Below are 16,807 nucleotides of genomic sequence, written 5' to 3' on the forward strand. Positions count from 1 at the left end.
ACGGCGCCCAGGTGTTCGACCCGGGGCCCGTCACCGCAATGAGTGACGGGCCCCGGGTGTCGTGACCTTCCGCTCAGGTCCCCGCGTCCCGCCACGCCGCGTCCCGAAGGAGCCGCAGCCCGTTGAGCCCCACGAGCACGGTGGAGCCTTCGTGGCCGAGCACGCCGAGGGGGAGCGGCAGGCTGCCGACCAGGTCCCAGGTGACAAGGACGGCGATGAACGCTCCGGCGATCACCAGGTTCTGCGCCACGAGCCCGCGGGCGCGCCGGGACAGGGCGATCACCTTCGGCACGGTGGCGAGTTCGTCCCGCACGATGACGGCGTCCGCGGTCTCGAGCGCCAGGTCGGAACCGGCCCGGCCCATCGCGATGCCGGTGTGGGCCGCGGCGAGGGCGGGCGCGTCGTTGACGCCGTCCCCGATGACCAGGACTCTGCGTCCTGCGCCCGCCGCCTCGCGCACCGCCGCGACCTTGTCCTGCGGAAGCAGCCCGGCCCGTACGTCACTGATGCCGACCTCCGCCGCGAGCCGGGCCGCGGCCCGCGTGTTGTCGCCGGTGAGCAGCATCGGAACCCTGCCGGTCAGCGACCCCAGGGCGGTGACGGTCGCGGCGGCGTCCGAGCGGAGACGGTCGGCGATGCCGAGGACGCCCACGGGGGTTCCGTCGCGCAGTACGAGCACGGCGGTCTGGCCGCTGTCGCCCAACTGCCTTGCGCGTGCGAGGACATCCGCGCTCGTCCCGCTCGCCGTGTCCTGGGCGTCGGCCGTGTCCTGGGCGTCGCCGGTCGGCTGAGTACCGAGCAGCCGTTCCGGAGCCCCCACCTCGACGGAGGCGTCGCCGACCGTGGCGCTCACCCCGACACCCGGCGCCGATGCGAAGTCCGTCACCGGCGGGATGTCCATGCCGCGAGCGCGCGCCGCACCCACGACAGCGCGGGCCAGGGGATGTTCGCTGCGGTACTCGGCGGCTGCCGCGAGCGCGAGGAGGGTGTCGTCGGTCAGGCCGCTGCCGTGGAGCGCGTGGACAGCAGTCACCCGCGGAGTTCCCTCGGTCAGGGTGCCCGTCTTGTCGAGGGCGACCGCGTCCACCTGACCCAGGCGCTCCATCACGACGGCGGACTTGACCAGGACGCCATGTCGGCCCGCGTTGGCGATCGCCGAGAGGAGCGGCGGCATGGTGGCGAGCACCACCGCGCACGGCGATGCCACGATCATGAACGTCATCGCCCGCAGCAGGGCCCCGGTCAGGTCGTCGCCGAGCGCAAGGGGCACCGCGAACACCGCGAGCGTCGCGACGACAATGCCGAGCGAGTACCGCTGCTCTACCTTCTCGATGAACAGCTGGGTCGGCGCCTTGGTCTGTGACGCCTCCTCGACCATCGCCACGATCCGCGCGATCACCGAGTCGGCCGCGTCACGCCCGACCCGCACCCGCAGCGCACCCGCACCGTTCAACGTGCCCGCGAAGACCGCGTCCCCGGCCTCCTTGGCGACCGGCAGCGGCTCTCCGGTGATCGTCGCCTGATCGACGTCACTCGCACCATCGAGCACCTCGCCGTCCGCACCTACACGCTCACCAGGCCGTACGAGGATGACGTCGCCGACCCTCAACTCGGCCGTACCGACCGTCTCTTCACCGCACCCGTCCATCAGCCGTTTGGCCGTGGTGGGCGCGAGGTCGAGCAGGCTGCGTACCGAATCGGCCGTGCGGGCGGTGGCAAGGGCCTCCAGCGCGCCGGACGTGGCGAAGATGACGATGAGCAGCGCCCCGTCCATCACCTGCCCGATCGAGGCGGCGCCGAGGGCCGCGACGATCATCAGCAGGTCCACGTCCAGGGTCTTCTCGCGCAGCGCCCGCAGCCCGGCGAGCGCGGGTTCCCAGCCCCCGGCGACGTAAGCGACGGCGTACAGCGCACCCCACGTCCAGGAAGCGGCTCCCGCCAGCTGGAGCGGCAGTGCGAGCAGGAACGCGGTCGTTGCCGCCGCCGCCCAGCGGGCCTCGGAGAGGGCGAGGACGCGGGTGCGGCGGCGTGGAGCCGACGCAAGGCCGGCGGAAGGCCTCTGGTCGGAGCGGGGGCGGGGGAGCAGGGCAGTGGGCATGACGAAGGAACCCTTCACGGGCTGGGAAGCGGCAACGCCCACACCGTACAGGAATGAATGAACAGCTTTTCATGTGTTGTGGCGCCATCGCTAGGATGACGCCATGGGTCACGGAGTCGACGACAAGAGCACCGCCACCACGCGTGAACGCCTGGACACCGTGGGGGCCGCCGACGTCGCCGCCACCCTCCAGGCCCTGGCGACACCCTCGCGGCTGCTGATCCTCGCCCGCCTGCAGGAGGGCCCCTGCGCGGCCGGAGACCTTGCCGAGGCGGTCGGCATGGAGCAGTCGGCCTGCTCCCACCAGTTGCGCCTGCTCCGCAACCTCGGCCTGATCACCGGCGAACGGCACGGCCGCTCCGTCATCTACGCCCTCTACGACCACCACGTCGCCGAACTCCTCGACCAGGCCCTCTTCCATGTCGAGCACCTGCGCCTCGGTCTGCGGGACGCACCGGCGGGCGGCTAGCCTGAGGATGATCTTCAGAGGCGATCTCTTGGTTCTGTACGGATGGTGCGGGTGATGGTGCGGGTGATGCGGGTGGTGCAGGTGACGGAGCGCGGCGTGTGGCCCGTCGTGGCGGTCGTGGCCGTCGGCGGCGCGATCGGCGCGTCCGCCCGCTACGGCGCGTCCCTGATCTGGCCGACCGCTCCCGACGCCTTCCCGACGGCGACGCTCCTGGTGAACGTCATCGGATGTGCCGTCATGGGCGTCTTCATGGTGATCCTCACCGAGATGCGGACGCCGCACCGACTGCTGCGGCCCTTCTTCGGCACCGGCGTGCTCGGTGGCTTCACCACGTTCTCCACCTACGCGGTGGACATCGAGCGCCTGGTGGAACACGGTCGCGCCCGCACGGGCCTCGCCTATCTCGGACTGACGCTGCTCACGGCCCTCGCGGCGGTGTGGAGTGCGTCGTGGGCGACGCGCCGCGCCGTGGCGTGGAGTCGGCCATGACAGACCGGAACAGGGAGGGTCGGTGAACTGGATCTGCGTGATCGCGGGGGCGATGATCGGCGCCCCGCTGCGGTTCCTCACCGACCGTGCCGTGCAGGCGAGGCACGACACGGTCTTCCCGTGGGGGACGTTCGCGGTCAACGTGGTGGGCAGCCTGATCCTCGGCGTGCTCACCGGCGCGACCGTCGCGGGCGCCGCCTCATCGCACACCCAGCTGTTCCTCGGCACCGGCCTGTGCGGCGCCCTGACGACGTACTCGACCTTCTCGTACGAGACGCTGCGGCTCTCCGAGGGTGGCGCCCGGTTCTACGCGGCGGCCAATGCCGTGGCCAGTGTGATCGCGGCGCTCGGCGCGGTCTTCGTGGGCGTCGCGTTGGCGGACGCGGTGTGGGTGTGACGGGCTGGGGCGGGAGAACTGGGTCGGGAGATACGGCCAGGGCGCCGATGGCAGCTGCCATCGGCGCCCTGGGGGCGTGACCGGTCTGTCGGCCGGTCACGACCCGGGATCAGGCTTCCGCGAAGTCCCCCGAGAGGGCCGCGGCCATCCGCAGGTGCGGGGCCGCGTCCGCGTCCCGTCCCTGCCGCTCGAGCGTGCGGCCCAGGAGAAGCCGGGCGTACTGCTCGACGGGGTCGAGCTCGATGACCGCCCGCAACTCGGTCTCCGCGCGCCGCAGTTGCGCCGAGTGGTAGTAGGCCCGGGCGAGGAGCAGACGCGGGGCGACCTGCTCGGGCACCTCGTCGGCCAGGGTGCCGAGGATGCGCGCCGCCGTGGCGTACTCCTTGGCGTCGAAGAACTGCCGCGCGCGCTCCCAGCGCTCCGCCGCGGTTCCGTGGTCGTAGTACGTCGTGTCCACTGTTGCCTCCTTCGAGCCCTCCAACCACCCCAGGTAGTTAAAAATTCCACTAACCAATTCCACTAACCAATTCCGCTGACCGTTCCACTGATCCGCTGATCATTTCCACCGCCGAGGCACCGGTGCGGCGGTTCCTCCGGAATGACCGGAGCGCGTGCCCTGACGGCAGGTGCTCCACGGGTCTAGGTTGTGCGGCATGAGCAATCTTGATCGCGAGCCGGTCCCGTCCCTGTGCGGCGGGCGCGGGTTCGTCGTCGCCGAACCGGTCCGGGAACTCCTCAGCCCCCGAAAGGTCAAGCTCGGTCAGTCCACGGAGGTCCGCCGCCTGCTGCCGAACCTGGGCCGTCGCATGGTCGGCGCCTGGTGCTTCGTGGATCACTACGGCCCGGACGACATCGCCGACGAGCCCGGCATGCAGGTGGGCCCCCACCCGCACATGGGCCTGCAGACGGTCAGTTGGCTGCACGACGGCGAGGTCCTGCACCGCGACTCCACGGGCGGCCTCCAGACGATCCGCCCCCGCGAACTGGGCCTGATGACCTCGGGCAAGGCGATCTCGCACTCCGAGGAGAGCCCCAGATCGCACGCCCGCCTCCTGCACGGCGCGCAGCTGTGGGTGGCACTGCCCGACGTCCACCGCAACACCGACCCGCGCTTCGAGCACCACGCCGAGCTGCCGCAGGTCACGGCCCCCGGTCTGACGGCGACCCTCATCCTGGGCACGGTCGACGGCACCACCTCACCCGGCACGACCTACACCCCGATCGTCGGCGCCGACCTCACCCTGACCCGCGACGCCGACGTACGCCTCCCGCTGAACCCCGACTTCGAGTACGCCGTCCTGTGCATGTCCGGCGAGACCCGGGTGGACGGCGTCCCCGTACTGCCGGGCTCGATGCTGTACTTGGGCTGCGGCCGCACCGAACTGCCGCTGCACGCCGAGTCGGACGCGGGCCTGATGCTGCTCGGCGGAGAGCCGTTCGACGAGGAACTGGTCATGTGGTGGAACTTCATCGGGCGGTCGAACGAGGATATCGCGCAGGCCCGTTCGGACTGGATGGCCGGCTCGCGCTTCGGTGAGGTGAAGGGTTACGACGGCGAGCGCATCCCCGCGCCGGACTTGCCGCCGGTACCGCTGAAGCCGCGGGGACGGGTGCGCTGACCAGTGCGGTTGCCGCCGTCAACCGGCGACGGCGGATCCGTCCATGCCGCATGCTGACCCCAGTCGGCTCCGGGCAACGACGACGGCACCGTGACCGCCCCGGTACCGTCGTCTCACCGCACCGGGGTCCTGGGCCCTTCAGCGGGCCCAGGGACAGCGCGTCGGGACCCCGCTCTTCACCACGGTCCACGCATTCTTGGGCGCCGTCACCCAACCGCTGCACGGGATGTCCTTCCAGCCAGCACGCGCGCACCTTGCGGGTGTAGTTCGTCGCGCTGCCGTAACACGACTGGGTACCGGCCTCCTTGGGCGCGGCGCTCGCGGTCGTAGCGGCGGCCGTCCCACCTCCCAGGATTACGGCGGCCAGCACAGTGGAGCGATGCGTGAGGGAGTGAGCGCGGCCGTAAACTCTGGCAGTACGTGCTGCCTCGGCGATGGAGCCGCCCGGCAGGGGCGCCACTCACCTGTCGCAGGGACAGTTATGCGAAGAAGCTCGTCGGCGTCGTCGTCGAGGGCCGACCGGTTCGCCGACGGATTGCCCTGCCGGAAGCGATGATCGGAGCCCGACAGCATGACCGACCCGACGCAGGACCCCCGCTTTCTCCAGGATCCGTATCCCGCCTACGCGGCCATGAGGTCCACCTGCCCGGTGCAGCCCCTGCCCACCGGCTCCGGTGGGCACGCCGGCTATCTGGTCACCGGCTACGCGGAAGCGCGGGAAGCTCTCGGTGACGCTCGGCTCTCGAAAGACACGGCCGCTTTCTTCGCGGACAAGGGGTCACAGCGCCGCCTGCACCCCGCGGTCGCGCACAGCATGCTGGCCAGTGACCCGCCCCAGCACAGCCGGTTGCGCAAGCTGGTGACCGGAGCATTCACCACCGGGGCCGTCGCAGCGCTGCGTCCCTTCATCGCCCGGGTCACCGACGACCTGCTGGATCAGTGGCCCGCAGGCGAGCAGGTCGACGTCGTCGCCGACCTGGCGGTGCCGCTGCCCGTCATCGTGATCTGCGAGCTGCTCGGCGTACCGGAGGCAGATCGAACCGACGTCCAGCGCTGGTCCGGAGAGTTGTTCGCCGCCGGTAGGCCGGACCTCATCGACGCAGCGTCGCACTCCATGGCCGACTACATGACCGGCCTCATCGCCGCCAAGCGCGCGCGTCCGGGAGATTCACTCCTCGACCGTCTCATCTCGGCGCGCGACGGTGACGACCACCTCAGCGAGGAGGAATTGGTCTCCCTCGCAGTGCTACTGCTGGTCGCCGGGCACGAAACCACCACCAACTTCCTCGGCAACGCTGTCCTGGCGCTGCTCCAGCACCCTCACGAACTGGATCGCCTGCGCAGAATTCCCGGCGATGTGCCGGCCGCATTGGACGAGCTGCTCCGTTTCGATTCGCCCGTCAGCACAGCCACTTTCCGGTTCACGACAGAGGCTGTCCATCTCGGTGGCACCGAGATCCCAGAAGGCGCCCCCGTGCTGGTGTCGCTCGGCGCCGCCAACCGCGACCCACAGCGGTTCCCCTCACCCGACCAGCTCGATCTGAACCGGGACACCGCCGCCCATCTCAGCTTCGGTCACGGCATCCACCGCTGTGTCGGCGCTCCCCTGGCAAGGGCCGAGGCGGAGATCGCCCTACGAGCGATCGTGGCCCGGTTCCCCGGAATCCGCCTTGCCGTATCGCCAGACCAACTTGACTGGCGGCGTACCCGCCTCGTTCGCGGACTGGTGTCTCTCCCCGTCCTGACGTGAACAATCGACGCTCCCGGATTCCGTCCTCACCGGTCAGCGGCGGCGCGCAGCTCGTGATGATCGTGATCGGCATGACGATCGAGATGACGCGCACGCGCAGATAGGCCCATCGTGCTCCCCGTGCGGCGAGGACGGTCAGCCAGTACGTCACGGCGGCGCTCGCGCTTTCATGGCCTCGATGTACGGGGCGAAGGCGGGGATGGTCTCGGTCATCGCGGTGGCCGCCACCGGCACGATCGCGTTGACGGTGATGTCGGCCCTGGCCAGTTCCATCGACCACGTACGCACCATGGCCGCGATCCCTGCCTTTGCGGCGGCGTAGTTGGTCTGGCCGAAGTTGCCACGCTGCTCGGCGGGGGAGCCGACCAGGAACAGGCTGCCGCCCTCGCCCTGCTCCCGCATGCGTACGGCGGCGGCGCGGGCGCAGGTGAAGGTGCCCCGCAGGTGCGTGGTGACGACCGCGTCGAAGTCGTCGTCGGTCATACTCCTCGACGGCGCGCACGCCTGCCTCCGTGATGCACGAGCGAGGGCGGATGCATAGGCGAGCCCGAGGCCACGCCCCGATCCGGTGACGACGGCGACCTTGCCGCTCAGGTCGATGGTGTATGAGTCCGGCACGGGGAAACTCCTTCGGCAGACAGCGAAAGGCACGGGCAGAAAGGAAGCCAAGACAAATCATTGTTGTCGTCAATGATTGTTTCTGACATCGATACTGCGGCATGTTGGACACTGCCAGCGACGACCGCCGTACGCCTGCGAAGCACCGATCAGGGAGAGCGCCCCTCATGACCAGCCGGAAGACCACCGCCGAGCCCGTGGAGGAAGGGTCCGTCGACGAAGGCGCGCCCTGGATGCGCGGCCTGCACGCCGACGCGGGCTACCTGCTCTACCGCCTGGGCCTGCGCTCCGGGCAGCTCTTCAACGCGGCGCTCCAGAGATCCGGCCTGCGCCTGCGTCACTACGCGCTGCTGCGCTATCTGGCCACCGTGGAGGGCGCGGCACAGCGCGAGCTGAGCCAGGAGCTCGGCTACGACCCCAGCGCGATCGTCGGCCTTGTCGACGACCTGGAGCGCCTCAGCTTCGTCGAACGCCGCCCCGCCCCCGACGACCGTCGGCGGCGCATCGTCGCCCTCGCCCCGGCGGGCCACGACTTCCTGCGGGACTCCGCCGAGGTGGCCCGGGGTGTCACCGATGAGCTGCTTGCCCCGCTTGGAGTGGAGGAGCGGGAGATGTTGCATGTGCTGTTGTCTCGGGTGGCTCATACGGAGGGGGGCTGAGGAGTACTCCCCGGGTATCGGTCAGTCGGGATCGTCCAGGAGCGCACTCGCCTGTCGGTCGAGTTCCCGGCCCGCGGTGTTGCCGGAGTAGTTGGTGCGAATGATGGCCATGGTCTGTTCGATCCAGGTCTCGCCCGGGTGGCGGCCGATGGCCCGCCATTCGTGGAGCACGGTGCGCAGATAGCGTTCGATGAAGTCCTGGAACTCGATTTCCGATCCGGGCAGGCTGTGCAGCGCGATGTGGAGCGCGGTGCGGTGCAGTTCCGCGGGCCGATCCGAGGCGGATCCGTCAGGCCGGGCGGTCCAGAGCTGGAGCAGGACCTGGGCCGCCGAGACGCAACGGTCCTCCCAGTACCCGACGAAATCGGTGACGGCCATCCCGAGCCCGGCGTCGCACAGAGGCTCCAGTGCGTGCTGCAGGATGTCGCGGTCCATGTCGCACAGTAGGTGAGTCTCCCGGCGCCAGGGCTCCTCGTCACTCCTCATCCAGGAGAGGTGTCCCCGCTGGTCGCTGCCGGGCGCCATGCCGTACGTCCAGTAGGGATCGACGGCCGGGGTGACGGGATCCGTACCGGAGTCGATCTCCGCGAGCGTGACACGTATGTCCTTGAACTCGCCCAACCAGGTGCGCTCAAGGGCGAGGGCGTGCCGGAGCGTGCGCCAACCCTCGTTCATGAGCTGCGACTTGAGCAACGTCATCAACCGGTTCCAGTGGTGCGCGGGCTCCTCCTCGGGAAACAGCTCCCGGCCCCCCACCGGCTCGCCGATGAGGACCAGGAGCAGCAGGAGGTTGGCGGCCCAGGCGGCGTGCCGGGCCGGTACCGGGAGGTTCGCGGGCCGGTATCCCTCGAAGGCGCGCTCCTGCCGGGCATGCAGCGCGCAGTGGAAGAGCCGAAGGAGCAGCGGTCGCAGGGCCGACAACTGCTCCGCGGGCAGCCGCTCCAGAGCCTGGTGGAGGAAGGTGAGGGTGGCGGCGCGGACGGAGAGCGTCGCGTAGGAGAGCAGAGCGTGGAGGAAGGTGTCGTCAGGGGCGGGGACGCGGACGCGGGAGGCGTCCGCGCGGGCCGCCCGCGCGAGGTCTTCGAGCTCCCGCAACGCCAGCCGGGCCACCAGGAACTCACCGAAGGTGGAGTGCAGGAACTCCAGGGACCGCAGCCGCACTCCGTCCCTGGACGCCTCCGAGCGGTGGATGAAGAAGAACCGGCCCACGACCACCTGACCGGGTGTGAGTGCCGCCCGTAGATCGGCGGGGCGTGCCGCCTGCGTGCGCTGCGGCAGCAGTACCTTGAGGTCGGCCGTCAGCTCCTCCTCGGTGACCCACTGACGGCCGCGGTTGACCATGGCGAAGGCGGTCACGGACAGGCACAGCAGTTCGGCTTCCACCGCGCGGGCGAGCTGTTCCTCGGTGAGCCCCGGATCGCTCTTGCGGACCTCGCGCGCGGCGAAGCGGGCCAGCAGGCGCTCGTAGAGGTCGAAGCCCGCGAGGTCCCGCTGGTCTCCTTGGTCGTGCTGGAAGGCGTTTCCCTGTGCGTCGTACAGCGCGAGCATCAGCAACAGCAGGGGCTGGCTGCCCAGTTCACGCTGGTTCAGCACGTGCTCCGGGGACAGCGGCAGCAGGGACTGCTGACGGAAGTGCGCCGCGTTGGTCCGGTTCCACAGCTCGAGCCACCCCGTCACCTGCTCATCACTGAAGGGTTCGAGCCGTACGGCGACACCGCCGGGCGAGAGGCGGGCCCGGTCGGCGACCGCCGTGCGGCTGGTGACCACCACGGCAAGGGGGCGGCCGTGCGTGGCTTCGCGCCGCTGGAACGCGGCCACCTTCTGCACGTAGTCGGACTGGCTCACGCCGGTGGCCTGGAGGAGTTCGTCGAAACCGTCGAGAAGCACGACGGGCAGCGCCCTCCGCGCCGTACGCGTCACGTCGGGCCAGGTCATGGCCTCCCCGGTGGCGTCGCGGATGGCGGTCTCGATCTGGTCCTGGATCGCCGCGTCCGCGGGCACGGCGGACAGCGGCACCCGTACGACGAGGAAGTCGTCGGCGGGCAGCCGGGCCGCGAGGACGCGGGTCAGCACGGACTTTCCCGAACCCGGCTGGCCGAGAAGGAGGAGCGGCGACTCGAACGCCTGCGGCGCGGTGAACAGACCGGCCAGAAAGCCTTCCAGGTCCTGGTGGACCTGGCGCCCGTCCCACCAGTGCTCCTCCGAAAGGCGGTCCGCGGCGCCGAAAGCGGCCACCTTGAAGTCGGGGGAGATGTACCCCGCGCCGAGCGTGGGGACCGTCAGGCCCTCCGGAAGGTCCTCCAGGGACAGCAAGGGCGCTTCCATCGCCGCCCGTGACGCGCGGTTCAGCGCCATGTACCGCTCGGCCGCGATCCGCCCGTCGGCCGCCCTGGCGATCGCTTCCTCCAGCTGCCGCAGCGTGCCTTCGAGGCGGCGGACCTCGTTGCGGGTCGCCTGATGGTCGGTGAGGTTGACCCAGACGGCCACCTCGGGCGAGTCCGCCGCAAGGCTTCGGTACATGATCTCGTAGGCGGATACGGCCTGTTGGGGAACGGACTCCACCAGAGTGGCCCGCAATTCTTCCCGCTCCCGCTCCGACACGGCTTCCCAGGCCGCACAACCCGACACGTAGGTCAGGAGCCGCTCGGACAACGAGAGGTAGAACTCGCGCAGCGACAGGAGCTCCCGTTCGTAGGGGCGGTGCGGCGCGGGCATGGGTACCTCGGCGCGCAGCAGCTCGTCCGCGAGGGCCGCGAGCCGCCCGGATTCCGGTGTCCTCCCGGTGGCCATGCGCACGCTCTGGGCTCTGCCCATGCTCAACTCCCGTCTGTCGAAGGGGAGGTCGAGCTCTTTGAGGGTGTCGAAGTACGAGGCGAGGACCACGACGGCGTGTGCCGCGACGAGGCGTTGGGTGCGGTCGAACCGGCCGAGGCCGCGTGACCGCTCGGCCAGGCCGGAGACCAGGGACTGGCTCAGCCGCGCCAGCTCGCCCCGCGCGTCGAACAGACTCAACGCCAGTGCGGACCCGCCACCGGTGGCCACGAGCAGCGCCCCGCCGGTCAGCCGGTCGAGGGCGGCGAGGGCGGGACTCTCCGCCCCGCCGAGCAACCGCACCGCATCCGCGTAACTCATCCCCCTGGGCACCGGTCGCCTCCCAGCTCCGCGACGGAACGGCCAGCGTGTCCATCATGACGGAACGGGGCGGCCATTCGCCCTGCAAATGGCCGCCCCGGCTTGTGCGTTCGGGTCAGGAACCCGTGGGCAGCTCCGCCCGTACCTCGCGCGCCGCCGCGACCAGGTTCTCCAAGGAGGCCCTGGTCTCGGGCCAGCCGCGGGTCTTGAGGCCGCAGTCCGGGTTCACCCACAGACGCTCGGCAGGGATGGCCTCAAGCCCCTTGCGCAGCAGGGCCGCTGCCTCCTCGGTGCTCGGGACGCGCGGGGAGTGGATGTCGTAGACGCCGGGGCCCGCCTCGCGCGGGTAGCCGTGCTCCGCCAGTTCGCGGGCCACCTGCATGTGTGAGCGGGCGGCTTCCAGGCTGATGACGTCGGCGTCGAGGTCGTCGATGGCCTGGACGATGTCACCGAACTCGGCGTAGCACATGTGCGTGTGGATCTGGGTGTCCGGACGTACGCCGCTGGTGGTGAGGCGGAACGACTCGGTGGCCCAGTCCAGGTAGCCGGGACGGTCGGCGGCGCGCAGCGGCAGCGTCTCGCGCAGCGCGGGCTCGTCGACCTGGATGACCGAAGTACCCGCTGTCTCGAGGTCGTTGACCTCGTCGCGCAGGGCGAGGGCGACCTGGCGCGCCGTGTCGCCGAGCGGCTGGTCGTCGCGGACGAAGGACCAGGCGAGCATGGTGACCGGGCCGGTGAGCATGCCCTTGACCGGGCGGTCGGTGAGGGAGTTGGCGTACGAGGTCCAGCGCACCGTCATCGGTTCGGGCCGTGAGATGTCGCCCGCGAGGACCGGGGGTCGCACATAGCGGGTGCCGTACGACTGGACCCAGCCGTGCTGCGTGGCGAGGTAGCCGGTGAGCTGCTCGGCGAAGTACTGCACCATGTCGTTGCGTTCCGGCTCGCCGTGCACCAGGACGTCGATGCCTGCCTTCTCCTGGAAGGCGAGCACCTCGCGGATCTCGTTCTTGATGCGCTCCTCGTAACCGGCCGTGTCGATGCGTCCAGCGCGCAAGTCGGCCCGTGCCGTGCGCAGTTCGGTGGTCTGGGGGAAGGAGCCGATGGTGGTCGTGGGCAGTTGGGGGAGGCCGAGGCGGGTCCGCTGGGCAGCCGCACGCTCCGGGTAGGCGTGCGCGCGGCGGGCGTCGGCGCCGGTGACGGCGGCGACCCGGGAACGTACGGCCGGATCGTGGGTCAGGGCCGAGCCCGAGCGGGACGCCAGGTCGGCGCGGTTGGCGGACAGTTCGGCTGTGATGGCGCCCGTGCCCTGGGCCAGGCCGCGGGCCAGGGTAGCGATCTCGGCCGTCTTCTGGTGGGCGAAGGCCAGCCAGCGGGTGATCTGCGGGTCGATGTCCCGTTCGGCGGTGGAGTCCAGCGGGACGTGGAGGAGGGAGCAGGACGCGGAGACGTCGACCCGGTCCGCGAGACCCAGGAGCGTGCCCAGCGTGGAGAGGGACTTCTCCAGGTCGTTGATCCAGATGTTGCGGCCGTTCACGACGCCCGCGACCAGACGCTTGCCGGGAAGACCGCCGACGGCGGCGAGGTCCTGGAGCTGGCTCGCGGCGGCCTCGGTGAAGTCCAGGGCGAGACCGTCGACCGGCGCCTTGGCGAGCACCGGTAGTGCCTCGCCGAGCCTGCCGAAGTAGGAGCCGACCAGGATCTTCGGGCGGTCGGTGAGGGCACCCAGATCGCGATAGGCGCGGGCGGCGGCGTTGAGCTCGGCCGGGGTGCGGTCCTGGACCAGGGCGGGCTCGTCGAGCTGCACCCACTCCGCGCCCGCCGCGCGCAGGTCGGCGATGACCTCGGCGTACACGGGCAGCAGGCGGTCGAGGAGCGTGAGCGGCTCGAAGTCGGCCGTGACGCCGGGCGCGGGCTTGGCGAGCAGCAGATAGGTGACCGGGCCGACGAGGACCGGACGGGCCGCGAGGCCGAGCGACAGGGCTTCCCCCAGCTCCGTGACCTGCTTGGCGGAGTCGGCGGTGAAGACGGTGTCGGGGCCGAGCTCCGGCACGAGGTAGTGGTAGTTGGTGTCGAACCACTTGGTCATCTCGAGCGGCGCCACGTCCTGGGTGCCGCGGGCCATCGCGAAGTAGCCGTCGAGCCCGTCGGTGTCGACGGCCTCGCGGTGTCGCTGAGGGACGGCGCCGACCATGACGCTGGTGTCGAGGACGTGGTCGTAGTACGAGAAGTCGCCGGTCGGCACCTCATCGATGCCGGCGTCGGCCAGGTGCTGCCAGGTGGACCGGCGCAGCTGCGCCGCGGTCTCCCGGAGGGCGTCGGCGGTGACACGGCCCTTCCAGTAGCCCTCGACGGCCTTCTTCAGTTCCCGATGGGGGCCCTGGCGGGGGTAGCCGTACACGGTGGACCGTGCTGCCGCGGCTGCGGACTTCGATGTCACGGAAATCTCCTTCGCGAGATGACTCCTTGAGATCCCGGAGACGGGACACGGACGCGAAGGGTGACGGACCTGGCGGACCGAACGCGCGCCGTCGGCGCGGTGCTGCGGTACTCCACCTGATCTGACGCCGACCCGCCCACGAGGTCACCGGGATATCCGCACATGAGGGGTCACGTACGGGCAACGGGCAGGTCTTCGGACTCGCGGGCACACCTGCCGAGGCAGGTTCCTACTGGCCGTCGCTTCCCGGATCCGCGCTCGGATCCAGTGCGTATGACGGCGGTCGTTCCCACTCACCGCTGCGGGGCAGTCCCGGATTCTCACCGGGTTCCCTCTTACGACGCGTCTGCCTGGCGGGCAGGGCGAACCAGCTGCACTGGTCAGGCTAAGGGGTGGTCGTCTTCTTGGGCAGTGCTGATCACATTCCGGACCGTGAGGTGAGACACGGATCCACGGAGTGGGGGACACACGAAGGGGCGCGGAACGGATCACCACTCCGTTCCGCGCCCCGCTCACAGCAGCCGCAGGCCCCTCGGCCCGGCGGCGGACCCGGGCCCCTCAGCCCCGGTCGTAGAGGTGGAACCCGCGGCCGCTCTTGCGGCCGAGCAGCCCCGCCTCCACCATCCGCTGGAGCAGCGGCGGCGGGGCGTACAGGGGTTCCTTGAACTCTTCGTAGAGCGATGCCGCGATGGCGGCGACCGTGTCGAGGCCGATCAGGTCCGCCAGTTTCAGCGGCCCCATCGGGTGCGCGCAGCCCAGCTCCATGCCCGCGTCCACGTCGGCGGCCGTGGCGAAGCCGGACTCCGTCATCCGGATCGCCGAGAGGAGGTAGGGGACGAGCAGCGCGTTGACGACGAAGCCCGCTCTGTCCTGGGACCGTACGACCGTCTTTCCCAGGGTGTGCGTGGCGAAGTCCTGGACGGCGGCCACGGCCTCGGCGGCCGTGTGCAGCGAGGAGACGACCTCGACCAGGGGAAGGGCGGGGGCGGGGTTGAAGAAGTGAAGGCCGAGGACGCGGTCGGCACGCCGGGTCGCCATGCCCAGACGCATGACCGGGATGGAGGAGGTGTTGGTGGCCAGGATCGCCTCAGGGTCCTCTACGGCCTTGTCCAGGACGGCGAAGACCTCCGTCTTCGCGGCGGTGTCCTCGACGACGGCTTCGATGACGAGTTGGCGGTCGGCCAGGTCGTCGAGGCTGCCGGTGAAGACCATGCGGGCCAGTGCGTCCTCGGCGCCGATGCGGTCCAGCTTCCCTCGCTGGACTGCCCGTTCGAGTGAGACGGCCACACGCTCGCGGGCGGCACGTGCGGCCGGTGCGTCGGCCTCGCACACAACGGTGTCCAGACCGGCGCGGGCGCACACCTCGGCGATCCCGGCGCCCATTTGGCCCCCGCCCACCACGCCGACCCGGCGGATGGCTGTGGTCATGACTGTCCCTCCGGGCGGTGCGTGAGGTGGCGGTGGTAGGCATCCGTGGTGAAGAATGCGGGCAACTCCCTTGACAGGGCGGTACGTTCGAACAGCCCACGGACCTCGGCGAGCGGGGCCCACGGATACTCCGCGCCCAGGGCGGCGAGCTCCTCCTCCACCAGTTCGAGGACCGTCTCGCGGCCGACGGCCCGGTGCCGCAGCCACTGCCAGATCTGCACCCGGGCGATCTCGGCGGTGGCCGCGTCCTCCATCAGGCCGTACAGGGCGACGGCTCCCTGCCCGTGCAGCCAGGCGGCGAAGTAGCGCAGGGCGACCGCGATGTTGGTGCGTACGCCCTCTGCGGTCGGCGGTGCGCTGACGCGGCGCACGGACAGGAGCTGTGCCGCCGTCACCTCGACGTCGGCGCGGGCGCGGTCGATCTGATGGGGTTGGATGCCGAGTACTCCGTCGAACACCTCGCGGCAGACGGGCACAAGGGCGGGGTGGGCGACCCAGGAGCCGTCGAAGCCGTCCTCGGCCTCGCGTTCCTTGTCGAGCCGCACCGTGGCGAGGGCCGCCCGGTGGGCGTCAGGATCCTTTCCGGGTACGTGGGCGGACATGCCGCCGATGGCGTGGGCGCCCCGCTTGTGGCAGGTGCGTACGAGGAGTTCGGTGTACGCGCGCATGAAGGGGGCGGTCATCGTGACCTTCGCCCGGTCGGGCAGCAGAAAGTCGGTGCGGTGCCCGAAGGTCTTGATGAGGCTGAAGAGGTAGTCCCAGCGGCCCGCGTTGAGGCCGGAGCTGTGCTCGCGGAGCTCGTAGAGGATCTCCTCCATCTGGACGGCGGCCGTGATGGTCTCGATGAGGACGGTGGCCCGGATCGTGCCGCGGGGGATGCTGAGGAGGTCCTGGGCGAGGACGAACACGTCGTTCCACAGCCGTGCCTCGTCGCGGTTCTCCAGCTTCGGCAGGTAGAAGTACGGGCCGTGCCCGGCGTCGATCTGCCGCTGGGCGCAGTGGAAGAAGTAGAGCCCGAAGTCCACGAGAGAGGCGGGCGCGGGGTGGCCTTCGATCTCAAGGTGCTCTTCGTCCAGATGCCAGCCGCGCGGGCGGACGACGATGGTCGCGATCTGCTCGCCGAGCCGGTAGCCCTTGCCCTCCGGCGTGGTGAAGTCGATCCTGCGTTCGATGGCGTCGAGCAGGTTCAGCTGACCGCCGATGATGTTGTCCCAGGTGGGTGAGGTGGCGTCCTCGAAGTCCGCCATCCACACCTGGGCACCGGAGTTGAGGGCGTTGACCGCCATCCCGCGCTCCGGCGGTCCTGTGATCTCGACGCGGCGGTCGGTCAGTCCGGGCGCCGGAGGTGCGACCTGCCAGGAGTCGTCCTCCCGTACGCGGGCGGTGGCGACGGAGAAGTCGAGCGGGGAGCCGGAGGCGAGGCGTGCGCCCACCCGCGTGCGCTCCTTGAGGATCTCCAGACGGCGATCGGCGAAGGCTTCGACGAGGCTGCCTACGAAATCCAGAGCCTCGGGGGTGAGGATCTCGTCGTGCCGGTGACCTGGCACGCCGAGGACCTGGGCACGGCTTGTCGGAGCGGAGATGGACATGCGGGTCTCCTCAGCAGGCGGGGCGGACTGACGGGGCGGTGGGGGCGCGATGGACGTGCCCCGAAGGGGCGCGGGGAACTGCGCGCCAAGCCCCCACCGGCCCGAGGGTGTGATTGCCGCGT

At 70.4% G+C, this 16,807-nt stretch carries 12 protein-coding genes, 1 pseudogene and 1 riboswitch; of the genes and pseudogenes, 6 read left to right on the forward strand and 7 right to left on the reverse strand.

Going from position 1 to position 16,807, the window contains the following annotated elements; all coding sequences use genetic code 11:
- Positions 1-73: 73 nt before the first annotated feature.
- A complete protein-coding gene (locus tag ACWFRJ_RS22530; RefSeq protein WP_453533608.1) occupies positions 74-2,098 on the reverse strand; it encodes a heavy metal translocating P-type ATPase in 2,025 nt (674 codons plus the stop codon).
- 103 nt (positions 2,099-2,201) lie between these two features.
- Between ACWFRJ_RS22530 and ACWFRJ_RS22535 the strand changes: the two genes are divergently transcribed.
- From ACWFRJ_RS22535 to crcB (ACWFRJ_RS22545), 3 genes are read left to right on the forward strand one after another with little or no spacing between them, the layout of a single operon-like run.
- Positions 2,202-2,567 carry an ArsR/SmtB family transcription factor gene (locus ACWFRJ_RS22535; RefSeq protein WP_389906500.1) on the forward strand — a complete coding sequence of 122 codons (366 nt, stop codon included), beginning with the start codon at positions 2,202-2,204 and terminating at the stop codon, positions 2,565-2,567.
- Between the two features lie 54 nt (positions 2,568-2,621).
- The gene (crcB, locus tag ACWFRJ_RS22540) at positions 2,622-3,056 is read left to right on the forward strand and encodes a fluoride efflux transporter CrcB (RefSeq protein WP_453533611.1); all 435 of its coding nucleotides are present in this window, start codon (positions 2,622-2,624) and stop codon (positions 3,054-3,056) included.
- A gap of 22 nt (positions 3,057-3,078) precedes the next feature.
- Positions 3,079-3,453, forward strand: coding sequence for a fluoride efflux transporter CrcB (gene crcB / locus ACWFRJ_RS22545; protein WP_453533614.1), 375 nt, complete (start codon positions 3,079-3,081; stop codon positions 3,451-3,453).
- Between the two features lie 109 nt (positions 3,454-3,562).
- Here the strand turns inward: crcB (ACWFRJ_RS22545) and ACWFRJ_RS22550 are convergent, their stop codons facing one another.
- Positions 3,563-3,910 (reverse strand): tetratricopeptide repeat protein, encoded by a 348-nt coding sequence (locus ACWFRJ_RS22550; protein WP_453533617.1) that lies wholly within the window; start codon positions 3,908-3,910, stop codon positions 3,563-3,565.
- 196 nt (positions 3,911-4,106) lie between these two features.
- Between ACWFRJ_RS22550 and ACWFRJ_RS22555 the strand changes: the two genes are divergently transcribed.
- A complete protein-coding gene (locus tag ACWFRJ_RS22555; protein WP_453533620.1) occupies positions 4,107-5,072 on the forward strand; it encodes a pirin family protein in 966 nt (321 codons plus the stop codon).
- Between the two features lie 571 nt (positions 5,073-5,643).
- Positions 5,644-6,822 (forward strand): cytochrome P450 family protein, encoded by a 1,179-nt coding sequence (locus tag ACWFRJ_RS22560; protein WP_453533623.1) that lies wholly within the window; start codon positions 5,644-5,646, stop codon positions 6,820-6,822.
- Between the two features lie 153 nt (positions 6,823-6,975).
- Here ACWFRJ_RS22560 and ACWFRJ_RS22565 read toward each other — a convergent pair.
- Positions 6,976-7,440, reverse strand: a pseudogene (locus ACWFRJ_RS22565) (SDR family NAD(P)-dependent oxidoreductase); the annotation flags it as partial.
- Positions 7,441-7,607: 167 nt separating this feature from the next.
- Between ACWFRJ_RS22565 and ACWFRJ_RS22570 the strand changes: the two are divergent.
- Positions 7,608-8,099, forward strand: coding sequence for a MarR family winged helix-turn-helix transcriptional regulator (locus ACWFRJ_RS22570; protein WP_453533626.1), 492 nt, complete (start codon positions 7,608-7,610; stop codon positions 8,097-8,099).
- A gap of 21 nt (positions 8,100-8,120) precedes the next feature.
- Here ACWFRJ_RS22570 and ACWFRJ_RS22575 read toward each other — a convergent pair whose 3' ends face one another.
- From ACWFRJ_RS22575 to aceB, 4 genes are all read right to left on the reverse strand, one after another.
- Positions 8,121-11,231 carry an NACHT domain-containing protein gene (locus ACWFRJ_RS22575; RefSeq protein WP_453533629.1) on the reverse strand — a complete coding sequence of 1,037 codons (3,111 nt, stop codon included), beginning with the start codon at positions 11,229-11,231 and terminating at the stop codon, positions 8,121-8,123.
- Between the two features lie 115 nt (positions 11,232-11,346).
- The gene (metE, locus tag ACWFRJ_RS22580) at positions 11,347-13,668 is read right to left on the reverse strand and encodes a 5-methyltetrahydropteroyltriglutamate--homocysteine S-methyltransferase (RefSeq protein ID WP_453533632.1); all 2,322 of its coding nucleotides are present in this window, start codon (positions 13,666-13,668) and stop codon (positions 11,347-11,349) included.
- Positions 13,669-13,837: 169 nt separating this feature from the next.
- Positions 13,838-14,055, reverse strand: a riboswitch (cobalamin riboswitch).
- Positions 14,056-14,226: 171 nt separating this feature from the next.
- Positions 14,227-15,096 (reverse strand): 3-hydroxybutyryl-CoA dehydrogenase, encoded by an 870-nt coding sequence (locus ACWFRJ_RS22585; RefSeq protein WP_453533635.1) that lies wholly within the window; start codon positions 15,094-15,096, stop codon positions 14,227-14,229.
- Entirely contained in the window at positions 15,093-16,685 is a 1,593-nt protein-coding gene (aceB, locus tag ACWFRJ_RS22590; protein WP_453533638.1) for a malate synthase A, read from the reverse strand. The genes ACWFRJ_RS22585 and aceB overlap by 4 nt, the downstream gene beginning before the upstream one ends.
- Positions 16,686-16,807: the final 122 nt, after the last annotated feature.

The sequence above is a fragment of the Streptomyces sp. NPDC055239 genome, from assembly GCF_053606205.1.

Coding starts and splice junctions, on each gene's coding strand:
- crcB (WP_453533611.1), top strand. CDS start 2,622: ATGGTGCGGGTGATGCGGGTGGTGCAGGTGACGGAGCGCGGCGTGTGG.
- ACWFRJ_RS22575 (WP_453533629.1), bottom strand. CDS start 11,231: ATGAGTTACGCGGATGCGGTGCGGTTGCTCGGCGGGGCGGAGAGTCCC.
- aceB (WP_453533638.1), bottom strand. CDS start 16,685: ATGTCCATCTCCGCTCCGACAAGCCGTGCCCAGGTCCTCGGCGTGCCA.
- ACWFRJ_RS22535 (WP_389906500.1), top strand. CDS start 2,202: ATGGGTCACGGAGTCGACGACAAGAGCACCGCCACCACGCGTGAACGC.
- ACWFRJ_RS22585 (WP_453533635.1), bottom strand. CDS start 15,096: ATGACCACAGCCATCCGCCGGGTCGGCGTGGTGGGCGGGGGCCAAATG.
- ACWFRJ_RS22570 (WP_453533626.1), top strand. CDS start 7,608: ATGACCAGCCGGAAGACCACCGCCGAGCCCGTGGAGGAAGGGTCCGTC.
- ACWFRJ_RS22530 (WP_453533608.1), bottom strand. CDS start 2,098: ATGCCCACTGCCCTGCTCCCCCGCCCCCGCTCCGACCAGAGGCCTTCC.
- ACWFRJ_RS22560 (WP_453533623.1), top strand. CDS start 5,644: ATGACCGACCCGACGCAGGACCCCCGCTTTCTCCAGGATCCGTATCCC.
- ACWFRJ_RS22555 (WP_453533620.1), top strand. CDS start 4,107: ATGAGCAATCTTGATCGCGAGCCGGTCCCGTCCCTGTGCGGCGGGCGC.